The 19,308-nt window shown below is 68.5% G+C and carries 21 protein-coding genes; 16 read left to right on the top strand and 5 right to left on the bottom strand.

Annotated elements, in window-relative coordinates; translation table 11 throughout:
- Positions 1-11: 11 nt before the first annotated feature.
- Positions 12-830 (bottom strand): SMP-30/gluconolactonase/LRE family protein, encoded by an 819-nt coding sequence (locus tag ACYQ8K_RS12595; RefSeq protein WP_459969359.1) that lies wholly within the window; start codon positions 828-830, stop codon positions 12-14.
- Positions 831-903: 73 nt separating this feature from the next.
- Entirely contained in the window at positions 904-1,389 is a 486-nt protein-coding gene (locus tag ACYQ8K_RS12590; protein ID WP_459969357.1) for an SRPBCC family protein, read from the bottom strand.
- Positions 1,390-1,520: 131 nt separating this feature from the next.
- Here ACYQ8K_RS12590 and ACYQ8K_RS12585 point away from each other — a divergent pair, with 131 nt between their 5' ends.
- The 3 genes from ACYQ8K_RS12585 to ACYQ8K_RS12575 are packed head-to-tail and all read left to right on the top strand — an operon-like array spanning position 1,521 to position 4,531.
- A complete protein-coding gene (locus ACYQ8K_RS12585) occupies positions 1,521-2,411 on the top strand; it encodes an acyl-CoA thioesterase (RefSeq protein ID WP_459969356.1) in 891 nt (296 codons plus the stop codon).
- Positions 2,412-2,416: 5 nt separating this feature from the next.
- Positions 2,417-3,337 carry an LLM class F420-dependent oxidoreductase gene (locus ACYQ8K_RS12580; protein WP_459969354.1) on the top strand — a complete coding sequence of 307 codons (921 nt, stop codon included), beginning with the start codon at positions 2,417-2,419 and terminating at the stop codon, positions 3,335-3,337.
- Positions 3,338-3,355: 18 nt separating this feature from the next.
- Positions 3,356-4,531, top strand: a complete 1,176-nt coding sequence (locus ACYQ8K_RS12575) for an acyl-CoA dehydrogenase family protein (protein ID WP_459969353.1) — start codon at positions 3,356-3,358, stop codon at positions 4,529-4,531.
- Here ACYQ8K_RS12575 and ACYQ8K_RS12570 read toward each other — a convergent pair.
- Positions 4,515-5,201: a DUF427 domain-containing protein gene (locus tag ACYQ8K_RS12570; RefSeq protein ID WP_459969351.1), complete on the bottom strand. Its 687-nt coding sequence runs from the start codon at positions 5,199-5,201 to the stop codon at positions 4,515-4,517. The two genes, ACYQ8K_RS12575 and ACYQ8K_RS12570, sit on opposite strands and share 17 nt — an antisense overlap.
- A 113-nt stretch (positions 5,202-5,314) precedes the next feature.
- On the opposite strand from ACYQ8K_RS12570, the gene ACYQ8K_RS12565 reads away from it, so the two are divergent.
- The 10 genes from ACYQ8K_RS12565 (at position 5,315) to ACYQ8K_RS12520 (ending at position 14,433) form a co-directional block, all read left to right on the top strand.
- Positions 5,315-6,484, top strand: coding sequence for a CaiB/BaiF CoA transferase family protein (locus ACYQ8K_RS12565; protein ID WP_459969349.1), 1,170 nt, complete (start codon positions 5,315-5,317; stop codon positions 6,482-6,484).
- Between the two features lie 161 nt (positions 6,485-6,645).
- Entirely contained in the window at positions 6,646-7,209 is a 564-nt protein-coding gene (locus ACYQ8K_RS12560) for a hypothetical protein (protein WP_459969348.1), read from the top strand.
- A 3-nt stretch (positions 7,210-7,212) separates the two neighbouring features.
- Entirely contained in the window at positions 7,213-7,917 is a 705-nt protein-coding gene (locus tag ACYQ8K_RS12555; protein WP_459969346.1) for an NIPSNAP family protein, read from the top strand.
- A 62-nt stretch (positions 7,918-7,979) separates the two neighbouring features.
- A complete protein-coding gene (locus ACYQ8K_RS12550) occupies positions 7,980-9,155 on the top strand; it encodes a cytochrome P450 (RefSeq protein ID WP_459969493.1) in 1,176 nt (391 codons plus the stop codon).
- Position 9,156: 1 nt separating this feature from the next.
- Positions 9,157-10,125, top strand: a complete 969-nt coding sequence (locus ACYQ8K_RS12545) for a zinc-binding dehydrogenase (protein ID WP_459969345.1) — start codon at positions 9,157-9,159, stop codon at positions 10,123-10,125.
- Between the two features lie 7 nt (positions 10,126-10,132).
- Entirely contained in the window at positions 10,133-10,885 is a 753-nt protein-coding gene (locus ACYQ8K_RS12540; protein ID WP_459969343.1) for an HpcH/HpaI aldolase family protein, read from the top strand.
- Positions 10,882-11,280: a nuclear transport factor 2 family protein gene (locus ACYQ8K_RS12535; RefSeq protein ID WP_459969341.1), complete on the top strand. Its 399-nt coding sequence runs from the start codon at positions 10,882-10,884 to the stop codon at positions 11,278-11,280. The genes ACYQ8K_RS12540 and ACYQ8K_RS12535 overlap by 4 nt, the downstream gene beginning before the upstream one ends.
- Positions 11,277-12,005: an SDR family NAD(P)-dependent oxidoreductase gene (locus tag ACYQ8K_RS12530; protein WP_459969339.1), complete on the top strand. Its 729-nt coding sequence runs from the start codon at positions 11,277-11,279 to the stop codon at positions 12,003-12,005. Before ACYQ8K_RS12535 ends, ACYQ8K_RS12530 begins: the two co-directional genes overlap by 4 nt.
- Positions 11,987-13,498, top strand: a complete 1,512-nt coding sequence (locus ACYQ8K_RS12525) for a flavin-containing monooxygenase (protein ID WP_459969338.1) — start codon at positions 11,987-11,989, stop codon at positions 13,496-13,498. The genes ACYQ8K_RS12530 and ACYQ8K_RS12525 overlap by 19 nt, the downstream gene beginning before the upstream one ends.
- On the top strand, positions 13,495-14,433 hold the full coding sequence (locus ACYQ8K_RS12520) for an alpha/beta hydrolase (RefSeq protein WP_459969336.1): 939 nt from the start codon (positions 13,495-13,497) through the stop codon (positions 14,431-14,433). Before ACYQ8K_RS12525 ends, ACYQ8K_RS12520 begins: the two co-directional genes overlap by 4 nt.
- Here the strand turns inward: ACYQ8K_RS12520 and ACYQ8K_RS12515 are convergent.
- Positions 14,430-15,542 carry an alcohol dehydrogenase catalytic domain-containing protein gene (locus ACYQ8K_RS12515; RefSeq protein WP_459969335.1) on the bottom strand — a complete coding sequence of 371 codons (1,113 nt, stop codon included), beginning with the start codon at positions 15,540-15,542 and terminating at the stop codon, positions 14,430-14,432. The genes ACYQ8K_RS12520 and ACYQ8K_RS12515 overlap by 4 nt on opposite strands.
- Positions 15,543-15,556: 14 nt before the next feature.
- On the opposite strand from ACYQ8K_RS12515, the gene ACYQ8K_RS12510 reads away from it, so the two are divergent.
- A complete protein-coding gene (locus ACYQ8K_RS12510) occupies positions 15,557-16,033 on the top strand; it encodes an acyl-CoA thioesterase (protein WP_459969334.1) in 477 nt (158 codons plus the stop codon).
- A gap of 96 nt (positions 16,034-16,129) precedes the next feature.
- Entirely contained in the window at positions 16,130-16,570 is a 441-nt protein-coding gene (locus tag ACYQ8K_RS12505) for an SRPBCC family protein (RefSeq protein ID WP_064884258.1), read from the top strand.
- Positions 16,571-16,622: 52 nt separating this feature from the next.
- Here the strand turns inward: ACYQ8K_RS12505 and ACYQ8K_RS12500 are convergent, their stop codons facing one another.
- On the bottom strand, positions 16,623-17,303 hold the full coding sequence (locus tag ACYQ8K_RS12500) for a GntR family transcriptional regulator (protein WP_459969332.1): 681 nt from the start codon (positions 17,301-17,303) through the stop codon (positions 16,623-16,625).
- A 184-nt stretch (positions 17,304-17,487) separates the two neighbouring features.
- Here ACYQ8K_RS12500 and fadD5 point away from each other — a divergent pair, with 184 nt between their 5' ends.
- Positions 17,488-19,083, top strand: coding sequence for a fatty-acid--CoA ligase FadD5 (gene fadD5 / locus ACYQ8K_RS12495; RefSeq protein ID WP_459969491.1), 1,596 nt, complete (start codon positions 17,488-17,490; stop codon positions 19,081-19,083).
- The last annotated feature ends 225 nt before the right edge of the window (positions 19,084-19,308 follow it).

The raw sequence follows: 19,308 nt of genomic DNA, 5'->3' as shown, positions 1-19,308 counted from the left end.
AACCTCTCGGGTCAGGGCAGGCCGGCGCCGGGAGTGGTCACCGTGACGGCGTCCAGCCGGGAAAGCCGGGTGCCGATCAGGCGCTGAGGATAGGCCTCCGTGCTCGACAACAGAAACAGGGTCCGGCGCTGCGGGCCGCCGAGGGCGCACGCGACCGCGACCCGGTCGCCCATGTCGATGCGGTCGGTCACGGTGCCGCCCGCCACGATCCGCTCGAACTGGTGGGCCAGCGTCATCGCCGTCCACACCCCACCCTCGGCGTCCAGCGCGATGCCGTCGGGCGGGCCGTCCAGGCCGTCGGCGAAAACCCGGCGGTCGGACAGTGCGCCGTCGTCGGCGATCGAAAACGCGGTTAGCCGCCGGCCCGTCGATTCGGCGACGATCAGCGTTTTGCGATCCGGGGTGATCGCCATGCCATTGGGGAAGTCGAGCTCGTCGGCCACCACGGTGACGCCCTCGTCGGGGTCTAGACGAAGGATCACCCCACCGCTGAGCGCCTGGCAGCCGATGTAGGCACGGCCCGCGTCGTCGATGACCATGTCGCCGAGGCTGGCCGGAGCCAGGTCCGCGAGATCGGCGATGGTGACCACGGTTTCGCCGTCATAGCGCAGCACCTGCCGGTCCTCGGTCGAGGCGATCAGCAGCGACCCGTCGGGCCGGAAGCCCAGACCCGACGGCGAATGCCCGGGCAGCGCCAGGGTGGTCAGCGAGCCACCCATGGTCGCCGTGTGGACGGCCTCGCCCAGCATGTCGGAGAACCACAGCAGGCCCTCGAACCAGCGCGGGCCCTCGCCGAAGCAGAATCCGTTGGCCACCGGCTGGGGAATCATTCGTCCCCGCCTTCGGCAAATCGGTCCGCGTTACAAAACACCGAAAAAGTGTCATGCACCGCGGGTACCGGTGTCAATCTGCCGATCGGGCGAGCTCCCGTGCCACGGCCTCGTGGTAGGCGTCGATCTTGGCCGGGTTCGCCTGGAGAAAGAGCTGATCGGGCAGCGGGGCGTGTTTGTACGCCTCGATCGTCATGGTCCGGGAGAACAGCGTGATGTCCTGCCCGGGCCTGGTGAAGTGGTACGAGACCGTGATGCGGCCCTCCATGCCGCCTTGAAACATACCGCCCGCCCGGTCGTGGCCCAGCCGGCCGATCGAGGTGAACACGAACAGGGTCGGGCGCACCGCGGCGGCCAGCTGCCAGCTGAACACGCGGTCGCCGTCGGGACCGGCTTCCTCCCAGGTGTCGCCGACCTTCAGCGGGAGTTCCGGCAATCTACCGATGTGCGCGCTGCCCGGGTAGGTCTTCGTCCAGTTCTGCGGGTTGGTCACGAAGTCGTACACCGTCTCCGCGGACTGCGTGAAGGCGGTCTCTGAGGTGGTGGTCACGATGCCCAATGGTGTTGCCTCCCTGTGCGTTCCGCCGTCCCGTCGATCGGCGGGGCCGCCGTCTTGTTAGCCGAGCTTTACAAATCCTACTCAAAGTGTCACGCTGAGCGCTGAGCCGCGAGCGCGAGAGGTGGACTGGGTTGACGAAGGCGTCTGAGGAATCCGCGCAGACCGAATGGACCGTGCAGGGCCTGCTGGATCTGTTCGACGTGCAGGCCGACGGGGACGACCGGTTCACCGGCGAGACCGGCATCGCGGTGGGCGACGAACGCCAGGTGGTGGAGGGCACCCAGGTGCTCGCGCAGGCGATCGTCGCGGTGGCGAAGCGGTTCGCCGACAAGTCGGTGCGCTCGGCGCACGCCGTCTTCTCCCGTGCCGTGGTCGTCGGTCCGCCGATCGAACTCGTCCTCGACGTCGTGTCCGAAGGCCGGTCCACCGCCACCGCGGTGGTCGCGGTGCACCAGAACGGCCGGCGCTGCCTGAGCATCACCGTGCTGGCCGACGTCCCGACCGACGACGTGATCCGGCACCACCTGCCGCGCCCCGACGTGGCCGCCCCGGCGGACGCCAACCACTCGCCGATGCCGATGGTCGGCCGCGAACTACGCCTGGTCGACGTCGTCGACGTCAACAGCCCCGACGAGGTCGGCCCGCCGGAGCTGTACGCGTGGCTGCACTACGACCCGATCCCGACCCGCGACGAGTTGGCCAAGGCGCTGCTCGCATACTTCACCGGCCATCTGGGCATCTCCACCACGATGCGGGCGCACGAGGGCATCGGCACCGCCCAGGCGCACCTGACCGTGTCGACCGCGCCGATGAGCATCTCCGTCGCATTCCACGAACCGGTGGACTGGACCGGGTGGCTGCTCTACACACACGAGAGCACCCAGGTCGGCGCGGGCATGTCGTACGTGCGCGGCACCGTGCACTCTGAAGAGGGTGAGCTGCTCGCCTCGTTCGCCCAGGAGGCGCTGATCCGCCCGCTGCGCACCAGCGACACGGCGATCGACTCTCGCGCGCGGTTCTAACGGCCATGCGCTTCACCATCACCCACCCGATGCACAGCCATCCGTACAACCCGGAGCTGGTGAGCGGGGACGGCATCGGCAAGGTGGCCGCCGCGGCCGAGGCGGCCGGGATCCACGGTTTCGGCTTCACCGATCACCCGGCGCCCTCGCAACGCTGGCTGGAGGCCGGCGGGCACGACGCGTTAGACCCTTTCGTCGCCTTGGGTTTCGCGGCCGCTACGACCTCCACGCTGCGGTTGATCCCCAACATCGTGGTGCTGCCATACCGAAACCCGTTCGTGGTGGCCAAGTCCGGCGCCACGCTGGACCTGCTCTCCGGTGGCCGCTTCACCCTCGCGGTGGGCGTGGGCTACCTCAAGCGCGAGTTCGCGGCGCTGGGCGTCAGCTACGACGAGCGCGCCGAGCTGTTCGAGGAATCCCTTCGGGTGATCCGGGCCATCTGGACCGGCGACGATGTCTCCTTTGAAGGCAAGCATTTCAGCGCGCGAGGCATCACCGCGCATCCCCGACCGGTCAGCGATCCGCATCCGCCGATCTGGATCGGCGGCAACACGTCGTCATCGCGGCAGCGGGTCGCCCAGTACGGCGACGGCTGGTGCCCATTCCCCGCGCCGCCGCAGCTGGCGCAAACCGCCGGCACGGCCGTCATCGACTCGCTGGAGAAACTCACCGCCGGCATCGACGATCTGCGGCGCAGATGCGATGCGGCCCAGCGGGATTGGTCGGCCATCGACATCACCTTCACCAACTTCGAGGGCGGCAGCCCCGCGAGCGACGACTTCAACGCCGACGCCTACCTGGAGGGCCTGGACAAGCTGGCGAAGCTGGGCGTCACGTGGGTCAGCATCCACCTGCCCGGCGACAGCATGACGCACGCGCTCGAGACCCTCGACCGGTTCCGCACCCTGGTCGTCGACGCGGCCTAGTCGGATCGAAGGCGTTTCATGGACTTCTCCCGCGTCGAACTTTCACCCGAGGATCAGAAATTCCTCGACGAGACCCGGGCCTTCATGGCCGAACACGTCACGGACGAAGTACGTCGCCGCGACCGCGAGACCGGCGAAAACTTCAGTGAGCCCGTGCATTTGGCGCTCGGTAAAGAGGGTTACCTGACTTCGGACTGGCACCAGGAGTCCGAAGGGGGATTCGATCCGGTGCGCCGGCGCATCTTCCACCTCGAGATCGGTCGCGCGCACACCCCGTGGTTCCACTGGGGCACCACCGCGGTCGTCGCGCGGCTGGTGAAGCAATTCGGGAAGGCCGAACTCGCCGACGCGATCCTGCCGGGCGTGCTGTCCGGCGAGATCCGGCTCTGCCTGGGTTACACCGAGCCCGAAGGCGGCTCCGACGTCGCCACCTGCAAAACCAGGGCCGTGCGGGACGGGTCGTGCTGGGTGATCAACGGCTCCAAGATGTTCACCTCGAACGCGCAGAACGCCAAGTACGTCTTCCTGCTGACCAACACCGATCCGCAGGGGCGTAAACACAAGAACCTGACCATGTTTCTGGTGCCGCTGGATTCCGACGGCATCGAGATCCAGGGCATCCGCACGGTGGACGGTGACCGTACCAACATCGTGTACTACAGCGACGTGCGGGTCGATGACCTGTATCGGATCGGTGAGGTCAACGGCGGCTGGACGGTGATGCGGTTCGCCCTCGACGCCGAACACGGCATCACCGACGCGCAAGACCATGGCCTGCAGAACATTTCGATGCTGTCGGAACACGGCCACCTGATGGCCGAGGCGGCAGATGGGGTCGCTGCGATCCTGGCCACACCCGACGCGGCCGGTCGGCGCCCGATCGACGACGACGCCACGAGATATCGGCTCGGGCGGAGCATGGCCCGCATCGAGGCGGCCATGTCGACGCCCGGAATGTACGGGCGGGTGGCGCTCATCCAGACCATGCGCGACGTGTCCCAAGAATTCATGGACCTGCTGGGCACGGCATCGGCATTGCCCACCGACACAACGGGTTCCGCGGACGACGGCGCCATCGAGTTCATCTTCCGGCACGGCGTGCCCGCCGGCATCTACGGCGGCACCATGGAGGTGTTCCGCAACATGATCGCCCAGCACGAGCTGGGGCTGGGGCGTCCTAGCTACGGTCGCTGAGCGGCAGCTCGGCCGTCATCTCGACGCGGGTATCGTCGAAGCTCAGGAATCCCCTGATGGGCAGGCTTTCCGGCGGCGGGCCGGGATAGCACCACGCGACGTCAGGGACGACATCCTCGCCCGAGACGAACGACCAATACGTCGCGAAGCCCTTGTAATTGCAGTAACTCTCCGTCTCGGAGCGCTGCAACAGATCGGTGCGCACGTGCGCCGGATCGACGTAAAGCCTTGGGGCGAGCGCGGTCTCGAACACGATCACCGTGTCGTCGGTATCCACCAGCGTGGTGTCGCCGACGCGGACGCGCAGGCGGCGTTGGGTCGGCCGGCAATCGACGCGGTGGTAGGGGTTCGGCGGGTAATGTACGAGCCTGCGCCCCTCTTCCAGCCAGGTGTCGACCGCGTCCCAGGGCACCTGGACGAAACCCGGCGCCTCGGGCTCCGGTTCGCTGGGTAGGTCGCCGACCTCGTCGGCCGCGAAGGCGTAGCTCAGCGGGCGGCCGCGCCGGTGCACCATCAGTGCCCGTTCGGTGTCGATCACCACCCGGCCGTCCTTGACGGCCTGCACGCGGCGGGGATGCGGTTCGATGTAGACGACGTCGTCGGGGATCGCGGGCGAGAAGCGCCCCGCGGGATCGCTGCTGAGCGGACCACGCCCGGCCACCAGAGTCATGCGTTCCTCCCTCCGGCGCACGCAAACGCCGCTGGACGCCACGCTAGCGTGACACTCGACACACGGCGTCACGATGGCGGGACGCTCGAACGGCAGAAGGTGGGAAATCACCCATGGCGGGACCGGTAGCAGGCGTCAAAGTCGTCGAACTCGGGGTCTGGGTGGCCGGACCGGCCGCCGGCGGCATCCTGGCGGACTGGGGCGCCGACGTGATCAAGGTCGAACCGCCCACCGGTGATCCGGCGCGGATGTTCGGCCGGATGCTCGGCTGCGATCTGGGCCTCAACCCGCCGTTCGAGATGGACAACCGGTCCAAGCGCAGCGTCGTGCTGGACCTGGGGACCGACGAGGGCCGCGGCACCGCGTTCGAATTGCTCGCCGGCGCAGACGTTTTCCTGACCAATGTGCGCCCCGGCGCGCTGCGCCGCCTCGGCCTGGACTTCGAGACGGTCTCGGCCGCCAACCCGCGGCTGGTCTACGGGCTCATCACCGGATACGGCGAAGACGGGCCCGACGCCGACCGCGCCGCCTTCGATGTCGCCGCCTTCTGGTCCCGGGCCGGGGTCGCCCACCTGCTCACCCGGCCCGGCGACACACCACCGTTTCAGCGCGGCGGCATGGGCGACCACTCCGCCGGGATGACGATGGCGGCGGCCGTGTGCGCGGCCCTGCTCGCGCGCGAACGCACCGGGTCGGGCCAGCTGGTGACCACCTCGCTCTACCGGCAAGGCGCCTACACCGTGAGCTTCGACCTCAACACCTATCTGATGAGCGGGCAGCCGATCGCGATCGGCCAGCGCGAAACGATGGGCAACCCGTGCATGAACAACTACGCGGCCTCCGACGGGCGGCGGTTCTGGATCGTCGGCCTGGAGCCTGAGCGGCACTGGCCGGCGCTGTGCCGTGCGGTGGGCCGGCCCGACTGGCGCGACGACCCCCGGTTCGCCGACGCCCGCGCCCGCGCCGTCAACTCGACCGTGCTGATCGCCGCGCTGGACGAGATCTTCGCGACACGGCCGCTCGAGGAGTGGGCGCAGGTCTTCGCCGGCGAACCGGATTTCTTCTGGTCACCGATCAACACCCTCGAGGACGTCGTCGCCGACGAACAGTTCCACGCCGCGGGCGGCATCGTCGACGTCCCCGACGGTGACGCCGTCGTGCCGATGGTGGCCACACCCGCGGATTTCCATGGGACGCCGTGGGCACCGCGTTCTGCGGCACCGGAACTCGGGCAGCACACCGAGGAAGTCCTGGCCGACCTCGAGGCGCGCCGCGGGTCCTGACGAGACGCCGGGGACCTTTACAAATTTCGCTAGAAGTGTCACGCTGTCCGGTGAGTCGCATCGCCCGACGCGTGACGCGGCTGCAGCCCTTGAGAAAGCCCATGACAAGCGCTTGAGACCCGCCGGCCGACCGGCGGCGGGTGGTGGTGAGGAATGGATCGATGGTCGCTCCGACGTTCGACATCAGCAAGACCGGCGCCGCGAAAGCAACCCGCGCGAACGGCGAGGGTCTGCGTTACCGGCTCGACGTCGTCGCGGCCAATGCCGTCGATGTCGTGCAATCGGCCGGCGGCTGGCTCTACGACCGGGCCATGGCCGGCTGGGAAGTGACCGTGCTGCTGCCGCGGGGCTGCGACACCCGGCCGCTGCGGATCCTGGGGGTGCGGGCGGCCGAGCTCGAGCCGGAGCTCGCCGGGCTGGGGACGGGCTCGACCAGCCTGGCCGTCAGCGCCGAGGCGTTCACCGCCGACGCCCGGGTGCGCGACGCGGTGCTCGAGTCGCTGGACAACCGGCTGATCGAGGTCGCGTTGTGGGGTGAGGGATGGCCTCTGGGCGTCAACCGTGCGACGACCCGGGCGCAGCACCTGCTCAGCGGCGCGGCCCGGATGTTCAAGGGCTATGCGCTTGCGGCGGCGGGCATTCCGGGTGCGACGGTCGATGCCACCGAGACGCTGCTGTGCGACGTGGGCTCGGGGGTCGACTCAGAGCTGGTCCGGCTCGACTAGCCCATGAAGAAATACTTCGGCCACACACTGCTCTACTTGCACGAGACGATTTCGCTGGGATCCGGGCGAAGCGACCGCTTCACCGAAATCTTCACCGACACTTATCAGCCGATGATGGAACAACTCGGCGCGCGGCTGTTCGCGATCTGGGAATCCACGCCGTACAACGGTCACTGGCCACAGGTGACCGTCATCTGGGAGATCGACGGCTTCGCCGATTACGCCAGGATCGGCGCCGCGCAGGGCCGCGGCGGCAGCCACGAGGCCGCATCCGGCAAATGGTCGGCGTTCCTGGCCGACATCGGCGCCTCGGGGGAGGGCCGCATCATGTACCCCGGCCCCAGCAACAAGACGCTCGCCCAGCTTCGCGATGCGAATTTCACTGCGCCGCTGGTGATTCAAGAGATCATGCAGACCAAGCCGGGGCGTCAGGACGACTACATCCGGGAACTGGAACGGCTGTACGTTCCGTGGTCGGAACGCACCGGCAAGCGCTGGCTCGGTTCGTTCACCACGACCTTCCGGTACAACGAGGTCATCCACTACTGGGCGCTGGACGGCGGCTGGGACTGCTTCGCCGAACACTATCCCTCCTGGAAGGAGAGCCCACCGGCCGAGATCGTCACGTGGATGAGCGTGGCTCCCGCGTTGCGCGACGGCTGGGAGGACTCCATTCTGCAGGCCCTCCCGCCATCGCCACTGCAATGACGGAGCGACGAAACACTTTGAACATTACTGACTTTCATTACGACCCCTTTGACGCGGCGGTGATGGCTAACCCGCTGCCGTACTACCGGATCCTGCGCGACTACCACCCGGTGTACTACATGCCGCAGTGGGACACCTTCGCGCTGTCGCGCTTCGAGGACATCTGGACGGTGCTGGAAGTCAACAACGGCACGTTCGTCGCCTCGGAAGGCACACTGCCGCCGGCATCGGTTCTCGCGCAGCACAACAGCGGTCCGGTCGACGACCCGCCGCTGCACCCGCTGCCGTTCCACGCCATGTTCGACGCGGACCTGTACGGCGAGATCCGGCGCACCCACTCGCGGCCGTTTCGGCCGCGATCGGTCACCGACCTGGAGGGCCGGATCCGCACGCTGGCCAACGAACGCCTCGACGCGCTGCTCCCGGGCGGTTCGTTCGACCTGACCCAGGACTACGGTGGCATCGTGGTGGCCGCCATCGTCTGCGAATTGTGCGGTATACCCACCGATCTCGCGCCGCAGGTCCTCGCGACCGTCAACGCAGGAAGTCTCGCGCAGCCCGGCGAAGGCGTGGACACCGGCCAGGCGCGGCCCAACTACTTCGAATATCTGCTGCCCGCGGTGCAGCGCCGTCGCGCCGATCAATCCGGCGGACCGCTCGACGTAGTCGATGGCCTGCTCGGCTATCACCTGCCCGACGGCAGCGCGCTCGACGACATGGAAGTCGCCACCCAGATGCTGTGCATCTTCATCGGGGGGACCGAGACGGTGCCCAAAATCGTCGCGCACGGACTCTGGGAGCTCAGCCGGCGGCCCGACCAACTCGCCGCCGTGCGCGCCGACCTGGACAACAACGTGCTCGTCGCGCGCGACGAGATGATCCGATTCTGCGCGCCGGCGCAGTGGTTCGCCCGAACGGTCCGCAAGCCCTTCGAGATCCACGGCCAGACCCTGAATCCGGGCCAGCGCGTCATCACCCTGCTCGCCTCGGCCAACCGCGACGAGCGGGAATACCCCGAGCCCGACGAATTCGTCTGGGACAGGCCCATCCGCCGCTCGCTGGCATTCGGCCGCGGCCAGCACTTCTGCATCGGATACCACCTGGCGCGGCTGGAAGTGGCTGTGCTGCTGCAGGAATGGCTGCGCCGGGTGCCGGACTATGCGATCCAGGGCGACGCCGCCACGCGGCTGCCGTCCAGCTTCCAGTGGGGCTGGAACAACATCCCGGTGGAGGTCTGACGTGTGGTCCCACCGGATCATCGCCCCGTACCTGTTCGAGCGCACCACGATTGACGACAAGACCCCCGAGTGTCTGGCCGATGGGCAGGTGCTGCTGCGGTTTTCGGCAGCGGGTGTCTGCGGCAGCGATCTGCCGGCCTTTCGCGGCGCCAGGGGACGGATTCCCGGTGACGACGGCCGCAGCGGACCCGACAAGGACGGCTTCCCCGTCCACGAGGTCGCCGGTGAGGTGATCGCCAGCCGGCACCCCGCACACCGCCCCGGCGACCACGTGGTCGGCTGGGCGTCCGGGTTCGACGGCCTGATGGAACGCATCGTCAGCAACGGGGATGGGCTGGCGCCATACGATCCGGCGCTGACCCCCGCCCAGGCGGTCGGGCTGCAACCGCTGGCGTGCGTCCTCTACGCCTGCGAGCAGCTCGGTGACCTGGCCGGCCGGCACGTCGCGATCATCGGCCAGGGATCGATCGGCCTGTTGTTCTCCTACGTCGCCAAGGCGGCGGGCGCCCGGCGCGTCACCGGAGTCGACCCGATCGATCGCCGCGATCTGGCACGGGCATTCGGGGTCGATGATCCGGTGCGCGCCACCAGCGACCGCTGGGTGAGCCAGCTCGCACCCGGCGACCGCGCGGACGTCGTCATCGAGGCCGTCGGCCACCAGGTCGCCACCCTGAACCACGCCATCGACGCCGCCGCCCCCGGCGGCACCGTGTTCTACTTCGGGGTCGCCGACGACGAAATGTATCCGATCAGCATGCGGGTGATGCTGCGCAACAACCTGACCCTGAAATCCGGTGTGACGCTGGACCGTCGGCGGATGCTGGAGCTCGCCGGCAAGTTCACCGCCGAGCACCCCTGGCTGCTGGGCGCCTACCTCACGCATACGTTCGGCATCGACGCCGTGCAGGACGCCTTCGAGCTGGCCTGCCGGCCGGACCCCACACGCATCAAGATCGCGATCGCCGAATGAGTCGACCGTGACTTCGCCGAGCAACTTGCAGCGGGCGCTGAGCCGCAAGGCCCCGATCTTCGGCGGCTGGATCACCGGCCCCACGGCGCTGGGGCCCGAGGAATTCGCCCGCGCCGGTTACGATTACGTGGGTTTCGACGCGCAGCACGGCTATCTCGACGACGCCGATATCGCCCACCTCTTGCGCCGCACCGAGCACGTGCCCGTAGGCACCGTGGTGCGCCTGCCCAACGCCGACGCGGGACCGATCGGTCGGGTGCTGGACGCCGGCGCCGACGCCGTCGTCATTGCCATGATCGAGTCGGCGGACCAGGCCGCCGCGGCAGTGGCCGCCACCCGCTACCCGCCGCGCGGCGTGCGCAGCTTCGGCCCGCTGCGCGCCAGCCTGGGGCACGACGCCGCCGCCCACGAGTCGCGAGTCGGCGTATTCGCGATGATCGAGACCGCGGCCGCGCTCGCCGGCATCCACGAGATCTGCGCCGTCGACGGGCTCACCGGAATCTATGTCGGCCCGGCCGATCTCGCGATTTCGCTGGGCGTCGGCGTCGTCGGCGCCACCCGGCATCCCGATGTGCTGGAGGCGATCGTGCGCATCCACCGCGCGGCGACGGACGCCGGCCTGATCAGCGGCATCCACGCCGGGGACGGCAAGACGGGACATGCCATGGCGCAGTTGGGGTTCGGCATGATCACCCTGGCCGCGGAGTCGCAGGCGCTGCGGCGCGGCGCGGCGGAGCACCTGCGTGAGGCGACGCAATGACGGGCGACGAGGCCGCGATCCGCGAACTGCTCGCCGGTTACGCCCTCGCGCTTGACGTCGGCGACGTCGACGAGTGCGTGCAGCTGTTCGCGCCCGACGGCGAATTCCTGGTCTACGGCAAGACTTTTGCCGGCCATGACGCAATCGCGGGCATGTTCCGCTCCGCGGCCCGCGGCCTGCACCTGAACGGCAGCGCGCGGATCGAGGTCGTGGGGGAGCGGGCCACCGCCAGATCGCAGGTGCTGTTCGTCCGCGCGGGCGACCTGCAACTGCGGCCCGCGATCTACGACGACGAGCTGACCCGCACCGCCGGGCGGTGGCGCTTTGCGCGGCGCCGCTGCCGCTTCGTCACCAGCGCCGGCTTGGCCAACAGTCCCGAGGTGAGTCCAGCATGAACCAGCGCGTCGCACTGGTGACCGGCGCCGCCGGCGGACAGGGCCTGGCCATCGCCAAACGGTTGCGCGGCAAGGGGTTCTCGGTGGCCGCCTGCGATCGGCGGATCGACGAGCTTCGCGCCGCGGTCGGCGAGGCGGGCGACGACGGCGTGATCGCCCTCGAGCTCGACGTCACCTCGCCGGAGCAGTGGGACTCCGTGATCGCGGAGATCGTCGCGCGCTTCGGGGCGCTGAGCACACTGGTCAACTGTGCCGGCGTACTGCATCGGGCGCCGCTGGGCGAGGAGACGACCGACGGTTTCGAAACTGCTTGGCGGGTCAACTGTCTGGGGCCATTCCTGGGCATGCGGGCGGCGCTGGAACAACTACGAAGGGCGCCGAGCGCGTCCATCGTCAACATCTGCAGCACCGGTGCGATCCGCCCCTTCCCGCAGCACAGCGCCTACGGGGCGTCCAAGTGGGCGCTGCGCGGACTGACCCAGACCGTCGCCGCCGAACTCGCGCCCGCCGGGATCCGGGTCAACGCCGTCTTCCCCGGGCCGATCGCCACATCGATGCTCGATGAGGTGACCCAGGCACGGCTGGCCGAGGCGTCGACGTTCGGGCGGATCGGCGAGCCCGGTGAAGTGGCCGACGCCGTGGCGTTTTTGGTCTCCGATGAGGCGTCGTTCATCACCGGCTCCGAACTCGTCATCGACGGTGGCCAATGCCTGCAGATTCGATGAACGTCGGCATCATCGGTGCCGGCCCGGGTGGCCTGGCGCTGGGAATCATGCTGTCACGGGCCGGGTTTGACCGGTTCACCATCTTCGACCGGGAGGACGGGGTCGGGGGTACCTGGCGAATCAACACCTATCCGGGCCTGGCGTGCGACGTCAAATCACACCTCTACTCCTACTCGTTCGACCTGAACGCTGACTGGTCGCGCCTGTGGTCGGGCCAACCCGAGATCCTGGACTACTTTCAGCGCTGTGCCGACAAGTACGGCCTTCGGCCACACCTGCGGCTGCGCACCGAAATCACGGCGGCCCAATGGGATCCGGCCAGCCAGCTGTGGTGCCTGACCACCGCGTCCGGCGAGCAGCACCACTTCAACGTCGTCGTGTCGGCGGTCGGGCTGTTCACCCGGCCGCTGCTGCCCGACCTCACCGAGGAGGAGCCGTTCACCGGAACGGTCATGCACTCGTCACGCTGGGACCACTCGATACCGCTGGAGGGCAAGCGGATCGCCGTGCTGGGCACCGGCTCGACGGCCTCCCAGCTGATCCCCGAGCTGGCCAAGGTTGCCGAGAGGGTGTATTCGGTGCAACGGTCGCCGACCTGGATCCTGCCCAAGCCGGACCGGCACTACACGCGGCGCGAACGCTGGATGTTCGCCCACCTTCCGTTCGCCAAAAAGCTCTACCGGGCGCGGCTGTGGCTGCGCAGCGAATCCAACATCGCGGTGATCGAGCACGGCAGCCAAAAGACCGAGCAATTCAAGGCCGTCGCGCTCGGATTGCTCGAGAAGACCGTCGACGACGAGGAATTGCGCCGCAAGCTCACCCCGCAGCACCCGATGGGCTGCAAACGTCTGGTGTTCTCCTCGGACTATCTGGCCGCGCTGACCCAGCCCAACGTCGAGGTGGTGACCAGCCCGGCGCGCGCCTTGCGCAGCCGATCGCTGGTGACCGACGACGGCACCGCGTACGAGGTGGACCTGGTGGTCTGCGCCACCGGTTACGCGGCGGCCGACTACCTCGCGGAGCTGGACGTGACCGGCGAGCAGGGAATAACCCTGCGGGAGGTGTGGCAAGACGGCGCGCACGCCTACCTCGGCATGGCCGTGCCGGGATTCCCGAACTTCTTCATGCTGTACGGACCCAACACCAATGTCGGCTCCAACAGTGTCATCTTCATCCTCGAGGCGCAGGCGCGCTACATCGTGCGGGCGCTGAAATACCTGCGGCGCAAGGGCAAGCGCTACGTCGCGGTGCGGCCCGCCGCGCTGGCCGACTTCGTCGCCAAGATCGATCGATGGATGGTCGGTACGGTGTGGACCACCCAGTGCAGCAACTACTTCCGCGCCCCCAATGGGCGCGTGGTCACCCAGTGGCCGCGCAGCGCGCGGGCCTTCTGGAACATGACGCGCAAATTCACCCCAGCCGACTTCCTGTTCACCGCGCCGGTCGCCCGGGTGCCCGACACGGTCAGCGCGCCGGAGCAGGGCGTGCGGTGACGGGGCTGGATGGCGCCGATCGCCTGGATCGGGCGCTGCGTGAGGTCGCGACCACGCGAACCGATTTCTCCGTTGCCGCAATCCAACTCACCCGGGAACCGTTCAACGAACGCCGCCGGCTGACCGCCGAGCGAACCGATGCGCACGGTGTCCGGATCGTCGAGGACAGCGTTCCGGCGGAATCCGGTGCCGTCGGGGTGCGCATCTATCGCGGTGGGCCCGCCGGCCCGGCGCCGGCCGTGGTGTTCTGCCATGCCGGCGGTTTTGCGCTGGGTAACCTCGACACCGACCACGTGCAGTGCGTGGAGCTTGCGCGCCGCGGCCGGTGCACCGTGGTGTCGGTCGACTACCGGCTCGCCCCCGAACACCCCTACCCCGCGGCGCTAGAGGACGCCGGCGCGGTGCTGGCCTGGGTGGCCGCGAATGCGGTTGCGCTCGAGGTGGATCCGGCACGGCTGGCGGTCGCGGGCAGCAGCGCCGGCGCCGCCCTGGCCGCGGGCCTGGCGCAGCGTGCCGCCGATGGGGCAGCACCGCCGGTGGTGTTCCAGCTGCTGCATCAACCGGTACTCGACGACCGGCCCACCCCGTCGAAGGCGCAGTTCCGCGCCAGCCCGGCGTTCGACGCCGAGGGTGCCGATCTGATGTGGCGGCACTACCAGGGCCCGGCCGGTGCGCCCGAATCCGCGGTGCCCGCCCGGCGCGACGAATTCGCCGGACTGCCATCGGCGTTGATCACGTGCGCCGAGATCGACCCGTTTCGCGACGAGGCGGTCGACTACGCGCTGCGGCTATTGCGCGCCGGCGTCTCGACCGAGCTGCACGTCTTCGCGCGCGCCTGTCATGGGTTCGACTCGCTGCTGCCGGATTGGGCGGGCTCGCAACGACTGTTCGCCCTGCAGGGCCATGTCCTGGCCGGCGCGTTGCACCACGTCTAACCGTCGAATCTGATCAACTGCCGCACGGCGACGCCGTCGGCCAGGTTGTCCATCGCCTCGTTGATGCCCTCCAGCGAAATCGTCGACGACACCAGCGATTCCACCGGCAACCGGCCCGACTGCCACAGCTCGACGAAACGGGGAATGTCCCGGCTGGGCACCGCCGAGCCGAGGTAGCTGCCGATCAACGACCGGCCCTCGGCCACAAAACCCAACGGCGACACGCTGATTCGCGCGGCGGGCGGCGGCAGGCCCACCGTGATGGTCCGCCCGCCGGGCGCGGTCAAGCCGATCGAGCTCTCCAGCGCGGCCGGATGACCGACGGCCTCGACCACCACCGCGGCCTTCACCCCGGCGTCGGCGGCCTGCTGCGGCGTGTAGGCGTCATGGGCGCCCAGGCGTCGGGCGGCCGCCAACTTCTCCGGCAGCTGGTCGACGGCCATGACACGGACGTCGTCATAGGTCAGCGCGGTGAGCAGCGCCGCCATCCCGACACCCCCGAGCCCGACGACGGCGACGGTCTGGCCGGGCCGCGGATGTCCCACGTTGAGCACCGCGCCACCGCCGGTGAGCACCGCGCAGCCCAGCAGCGCGGCGACGTCGGGCGGCACGTCGCCCGGCACCGCCACCGCGCTGGCCCGATTGACGACCGCGTGCGTCGCGAAACCCGAGACGCCGAGGTGGTGAAACACCGGGTGCCCGGCGCGGCTGAGCCGAATGTCGCCGCCGAGCAAGGTGCCCGCGCCGTTCGCCGCGCTGCCCGGTTCGCACGGTGTCAGGCCGTCGGTCGCGCACGCCGCGCAATGGCCGCACCGCGGCAAGAACACCAGCACCACGCGCTGCCCCACGGCCAGGTCGTCGACGCCCTCACCGACCCGCTCGACGATCCCGGCGGCCTCGTGGCCGAGCAGCATCGGCGTCGGCCGCACCCGATTCCCGTCGACCACCGACAGGTCGGAGTGGCAGACGCCGGCCGCCTCGACCCGGACCAGGACTTCGTCGCGCCCCGGGGGCGCCAGGTCGAGTTCGGTGACGGCGATCGGCCGCGACTGCGCGAAGGGCCGAGGTGACCCGATGTGCTCCAGTACCGCGCCCCGGATTGAAGGCATGTTGGAATACAACCATGGCGTCGGCTTCCGTAGTTCCGCCCGCACCGGACGGGCTGACCAGCAACGACTTTCCGGTGCTGTGGCCGGTCGGAACCCGGTGGGCCGACAACGACATGTTCGGCCACCTCAACAACGCCGTGTACTACCAACTGTTCGACACGGCGATCAACGCCTGGATCAACACCAGCACCGGGCTGGACCCGATCACCACGCCGGCGCTGGGCATCGTCGCCGAATCGGGCTGCCGCTACTTCTCCGAACTGCAATTCCCGCAGGCCCTCACCGTGGGCTTGGCCGTCACGCGGCTGGGTCGCAGCAGCGTCACCTACCGGCTGGGCGTGTTCCGGACCGACCCCATGCAAAGCACGGCGCAACCCATCACCGCGCTGGGTCACTGGGTGCACGTCTACATCGACCGGGTCACCCGCAAGTCCGTCCCGATTCCCGACGCCGTCCGCGGGCTGCTGGCCACCGCCGCCGTCGACCGATAAGTCGACCAATAACGGCCTGGCACCAGGGCTTTCGTCACCGAACGGGGCCACGACGGCACCGCATGGCCGCGCCGCAGGCCCGGCTATGCTTCGCGCATGCCAGTCATGAGCAAGACCGTCGAGGTGGACGCCGACGCCGCATTGATCATGAAGATCGTCGGCGACTTCGAGGCCTACCCGCAGTGGAACGAGGAGATCAAGGGCCTCTGGGTGCTTGCCCGCTATGACGACGGGCGCCCCAGCCAGCTGCGGCTCGACACCGATTACCAAGGCATGCAGAGCATGTTCATCCAGGCCGTGTACTACCCGGGCGAAAACCAGATCCAGACGGTCCTGCAGCAGGGTGACCTGTTCACCAAGCAGGAGCAGTTGTTCAGCGTGGTGTCGATGGGGGCCTCGAGCCTGCTGACGGTGGACCTCGACGTCGAAACCTCGATGCCGGTCCCGGCGCCGATGGTGAAGCAACTCCTCAACAACGTGCTCGACCATCTGGCCGAAAGCCTCAAGCGGCGCGCCGAGCAGCTGGCCTCGAGCTAGTCCTGATGGCGGCGACCCGCTTCGCCCGGCTTCGCCGCGCTCGCGATCGCCGCTATTCGAAGATCCCGGTGCGGTCGCGCATCTCGGTCAGCCGGGTCGCCGCGTCGGTGAACTGCCACACGGTGTGCTCGATCACCGCGGCGGTGTCGTGGCGGCGCAGCGCGGCGATCAGCTGGCGGTGGTTGTCCACCGCCGCCTCTCCCCATTGCGGGTCGGCGGCGTAGACCAGCACCGGCATGTAGCGCGCGGCGTTGAGCAGGAACCATGCCAGCTTGATCCGGCCGCTGGCCTGGTTGAAGACGCGGTGGAACGCGAACTCGATGCCCGCGATGGTCTCCGCGTCGCCGGATCCGACGGCGGCGGCCAGCGAGTCGTTGATCCGGTCCAACTCGTCGATCTCGGCGTCGGTGATGTGGTCGGTGGCCGCGGCCGCCAGCTCGCGGGCGATCGATGCCTGCAGCCAGAAGATGTCTTCGATGTCCTGCCGGGTCAGCGGCAGCACGACGTGACCGCGGTGCGGTTCGAGCTGCACCATGCCCTCACCGCGCAGCTTCAGCAGGGCCTCGCGCACCGGGGTGACGCTGACCCCGAGCTCGGCCGCGGTCTCGTCCAGCCGGATGAACGTCCCCGGCCGCAGGCTGCCGGACATGATCGCCGCCCGCAGATGACCGGCCACCTCATCGGACAACTGCGCCCGGCGTAGCGGCCGCCGACTCCTCGGCTGCATTGACATCGGTGCGTTCACGGGGGCTGCCAGGGCTTTCGTGGGCTTGGCGGGACGGGGTTTAAGTTTTGACGGGCGTTAACCGGGACTTGTCAGTAGACCGTCAACGCCATAGTGTGACCCACACAACACCAAGTTTTATCAAATATCAACCTGGCGCAAGCGGTGCGCGAGTGAAGGGGAGTGTTTGAGTTTGACCGCGCAATTGGCGAACCATCCGACACAGGCGAACGAGCAGCCGTACCTCGCCCGGCGACAGAACTGGGTGAACCAGCTGGAGCGGCACGCGCTGATGCAGCCGCAGGCGACGGCGCTGCGCTTCCTGGGCAAAACCACGACGTGGGGCGGCCTGCGCGACCGGGTGGCGGCGCTGGCCGACGCGCTGAGCCGCCGGGGCGTCGGCTTCGGCGATCGGGTCATGATCCTGATGCTCAACCGCACCGAGTTCGTCGAATCGGTGCTGGCCGTCAACATGCTGGGCGCCATCGCGGTCCCGCTGAACTTCCGGCTCACCCCGCCCGAAATCGCGTTCCTGGTCCGGGATTGCGAAGCCCGCGTCATCATCACCGAACCCGTGCTGGCGCCGGTGGCCACCGGAGTCCGCGACATCGAGTCGCTGCTGGCCACCATCGTGGTGGCCGGCGGCCCGACCGACGACACTGTGCTCGGCTACGAGGACCTGATCAACGAGCCCGGCCAACAGCACCAGCCCGTCGACATCCCGAACGACTCGCCCGCGCTGATCATGTACACCTCGGGGACCACCGGCCGGTCGAAGGGCGCGGTGCTGACCCACACCAACCTGACCGGCCAGACGATGACCGGGCTGTACACCAACGGCGCGGACATCAACAACGACGTCGGGTTCATCGGTGTGCCGTTCTTCCACATCGCCGGCATCGGCAATCTGCTGACCGGGGTGCTGCTCGGCATCCCGACAGTGATCTACCCGCTCGGGGCGTTCGAGCCCGGGCAGCTGCTCGACGTGCTCGCGGCGGAGAAGGTCACCGGCATCTTTCTGGTGCCCGCCCAGTGGCAGGCGGTCTGCGCCGAACAGCAGGCCCGCCCGCGTGACCTGAAGTTGCGGGTCATCTCGTGGGGCGCCGCGCCGGCTCCCGATGCGCTGCTGCGGGAGATGTCGGCGAGGTTCCCCGGCACCCAGATCCTGGCCGCGTTCGGCCAGACGGAGATGTCGCCGGTCACGTGCATGTTGCTGGGCGAGGACGCCATCCGTAAACGCGGCTCGGTCGGCAAGGTGATCCCCACCGTGGCCGCCCGCGTCGTCGACGAAAACATGAACGATGTACCGATCGGTGAGGTCGGCGAAATCGTTTACCGCGCACCGACTTTGATGAGCGGCTACTGGAACAACCCGGAGGCCACGGCGGAGGCGTTCGCCGGCGGCTGGTTCCATTCCGGCGACCTCGTCCGCATGGACTCCGACGGCTACGTGTGGGTGGTCGACCGCAAGAAGGACATGATCATCTCCGGTGGCGAGAACATCTACTGCGCGGAGGTGGAAAACGTCCTCGCCAGCCATCCCAGCATCGTCGAGGTCGCCGTGATCGGCCGTGCCCATGACAAGTGGGGTGAGGTGCCGATCGCGGTCGCCGCTGTCGCGGGCGACAATTTACGGCTCGACGACCTCGATGAGTTTCTGACCGAGCGGCTGGCGCGGTACAAGCACCCCAAGGCGCTCGAGATCGTCGACGCGCTGCCGCGCAACCCGGCCGGGAAGGTGCTCAAGACTGAACTGCGGGTTCGCTACGGCGTCGGAGAAATCGACTAAATCCATTCTAGGGCAAGAGATTTTAGGAGCAGGAAGGAAAGTTCACCGGAGCGGTAACGTTTGCCAGCTGTTGGCGAAGGGTTAATTGTGCAGATGCGGTTCACACGTGCTTGGCCATCGGGTACATTCCTGTGGTCTCCGTTACTACTTGCCAGTAGGGAGCCGATGGTCACAGGCATCATGCCGGGGCGAGGTGGGGGCACCCCCGGCCGCAGTGGGGGGACC

This window comes from Mycobacterium sp. MUNTM1, from assembly GCF_054660795.1.
Note: the sequence above shows the minus strand (reverse complement) of the source record. Positions and strands in the feature narration are given on the sequence as shown.

What these genes read in the sequence shown, in the direction of transcription:
- ACYQ8K_RS12595 (WP_459969359.1), bottom strand. Translation starts at nt 830, where the DNA reads ATGATTCCCCAGCCGGTGGCCAACGGATTCTGCTTCGGCGAGGGCCCG.
- ACYQ8K_RS12580 (WP_459969354.1), top strand. Translation starts at nt 2,417, where the DNA reads ATGCGCTTCACCATCACCCACCCGATGCACAGCCATCCGTACAACCCG.
- ACYQ8K_RS12575 (WP_459969353.1), top strand. Translation starts at nt 3,356, where the DNA reads ATGGACTTCTCCCGCGTCGAACTTTCACCCGAGGATCAGAAATTCCTC.
- ACYQ8K_RS12570 (WP_459969351.1), bottom strand. Translation starts at nt 5,201, where the DNA reads ATGACTCTGGTGGCCGGGCGTGGTCCGCTCAGCAGCGATCCCGCGGGG.
- ACYQ8K_RS12565 (WP_459969349.1), top strand. Translation starts at nt 5,315, where the DNA reads ATGGCGGGACCGGTAGCAGGCGTCAAAGTCGTCGAACTCGGGGTCTGG.
- ACYQ8K_RS12560 (WP_459969348.1), top strand. Translation starts at nt 6,646, where the DNA reads ATGGTCGCTCCGACGTTCGACATCAGCAAGACCGGCGCCGCGAAAGCA.
- ACYQ8K_RS12555 (WP_459969346.1), top strand. Translation starts at nt 7,213, where the DNA reads ATGAAGAAATACTTCGGCCACACACTGCTCTACTTGCACGAGACGATT.
- ACYQ8K_RS12550 (WP_459969493.1), top strand. Translation starts at nt 7,980, where the DNA reads ATGGCTAACCCGCTGCCGTACTACCGGATCCTGCGCGACTACCACCCG.
- ACYQ8K_RS12535 (WP_459969341.1), top strand. Translation starts at nt 10,882, where the DNA reads ATGACGGGCGACGAGGCCGCGATCCGCGAACTGCTCGCCGGTTACGCC.
- ACYQ8K_RS12530 (WP_459969339.1), top strand. Translation starts at nt 11,277, where the DNA reads ATGAACCAGCGCGTCGCACTGGTGACCGGCGCCGCCGGCGGACAGGGC.
- ACYQ8K_RS12525 (WP_459969338.1), top strand. Translation starts at nt 11,987, where the DNA reads ATGCCTGCAGATTCGATGAACGTCGGCATCATCGGTGCCGGCCCGGGT.
- ACYQ8K_RS12515 (WP_459969335.1), bottom strand. Translation starts at nt 15,542, where the DNA reads ATGCCTTCAATCCGGGGCGCGGTACTGGAGCACATCGGGTCACCTCGG.
- ACYQ8K_RS12510 (WP_459969334.1), top strand. Translation starts at nt 15,557, where the DNA reads ATGGCGTCGGCTTCCGTAGTTCCGCCCGCACCGGACGGGCTGACCAGC.
- ACYQ8K_RS12505 (WP_064884258.1), top strand. Translation starts at nt 16,130, where the DNA reads ATGCCAGTCATGAGCAAGACCGTCGAGGTGGACGCCGACGCCGCATTG.
- ACYQ8K_RS12500 (WP_459969332.1), bottom strand. Translation starts at nt 17,303, where the DNA reads ATGTCAATGCAGCCGAGGAGTCGGCGGCCGCTACGCCGGGCGCAGTTG.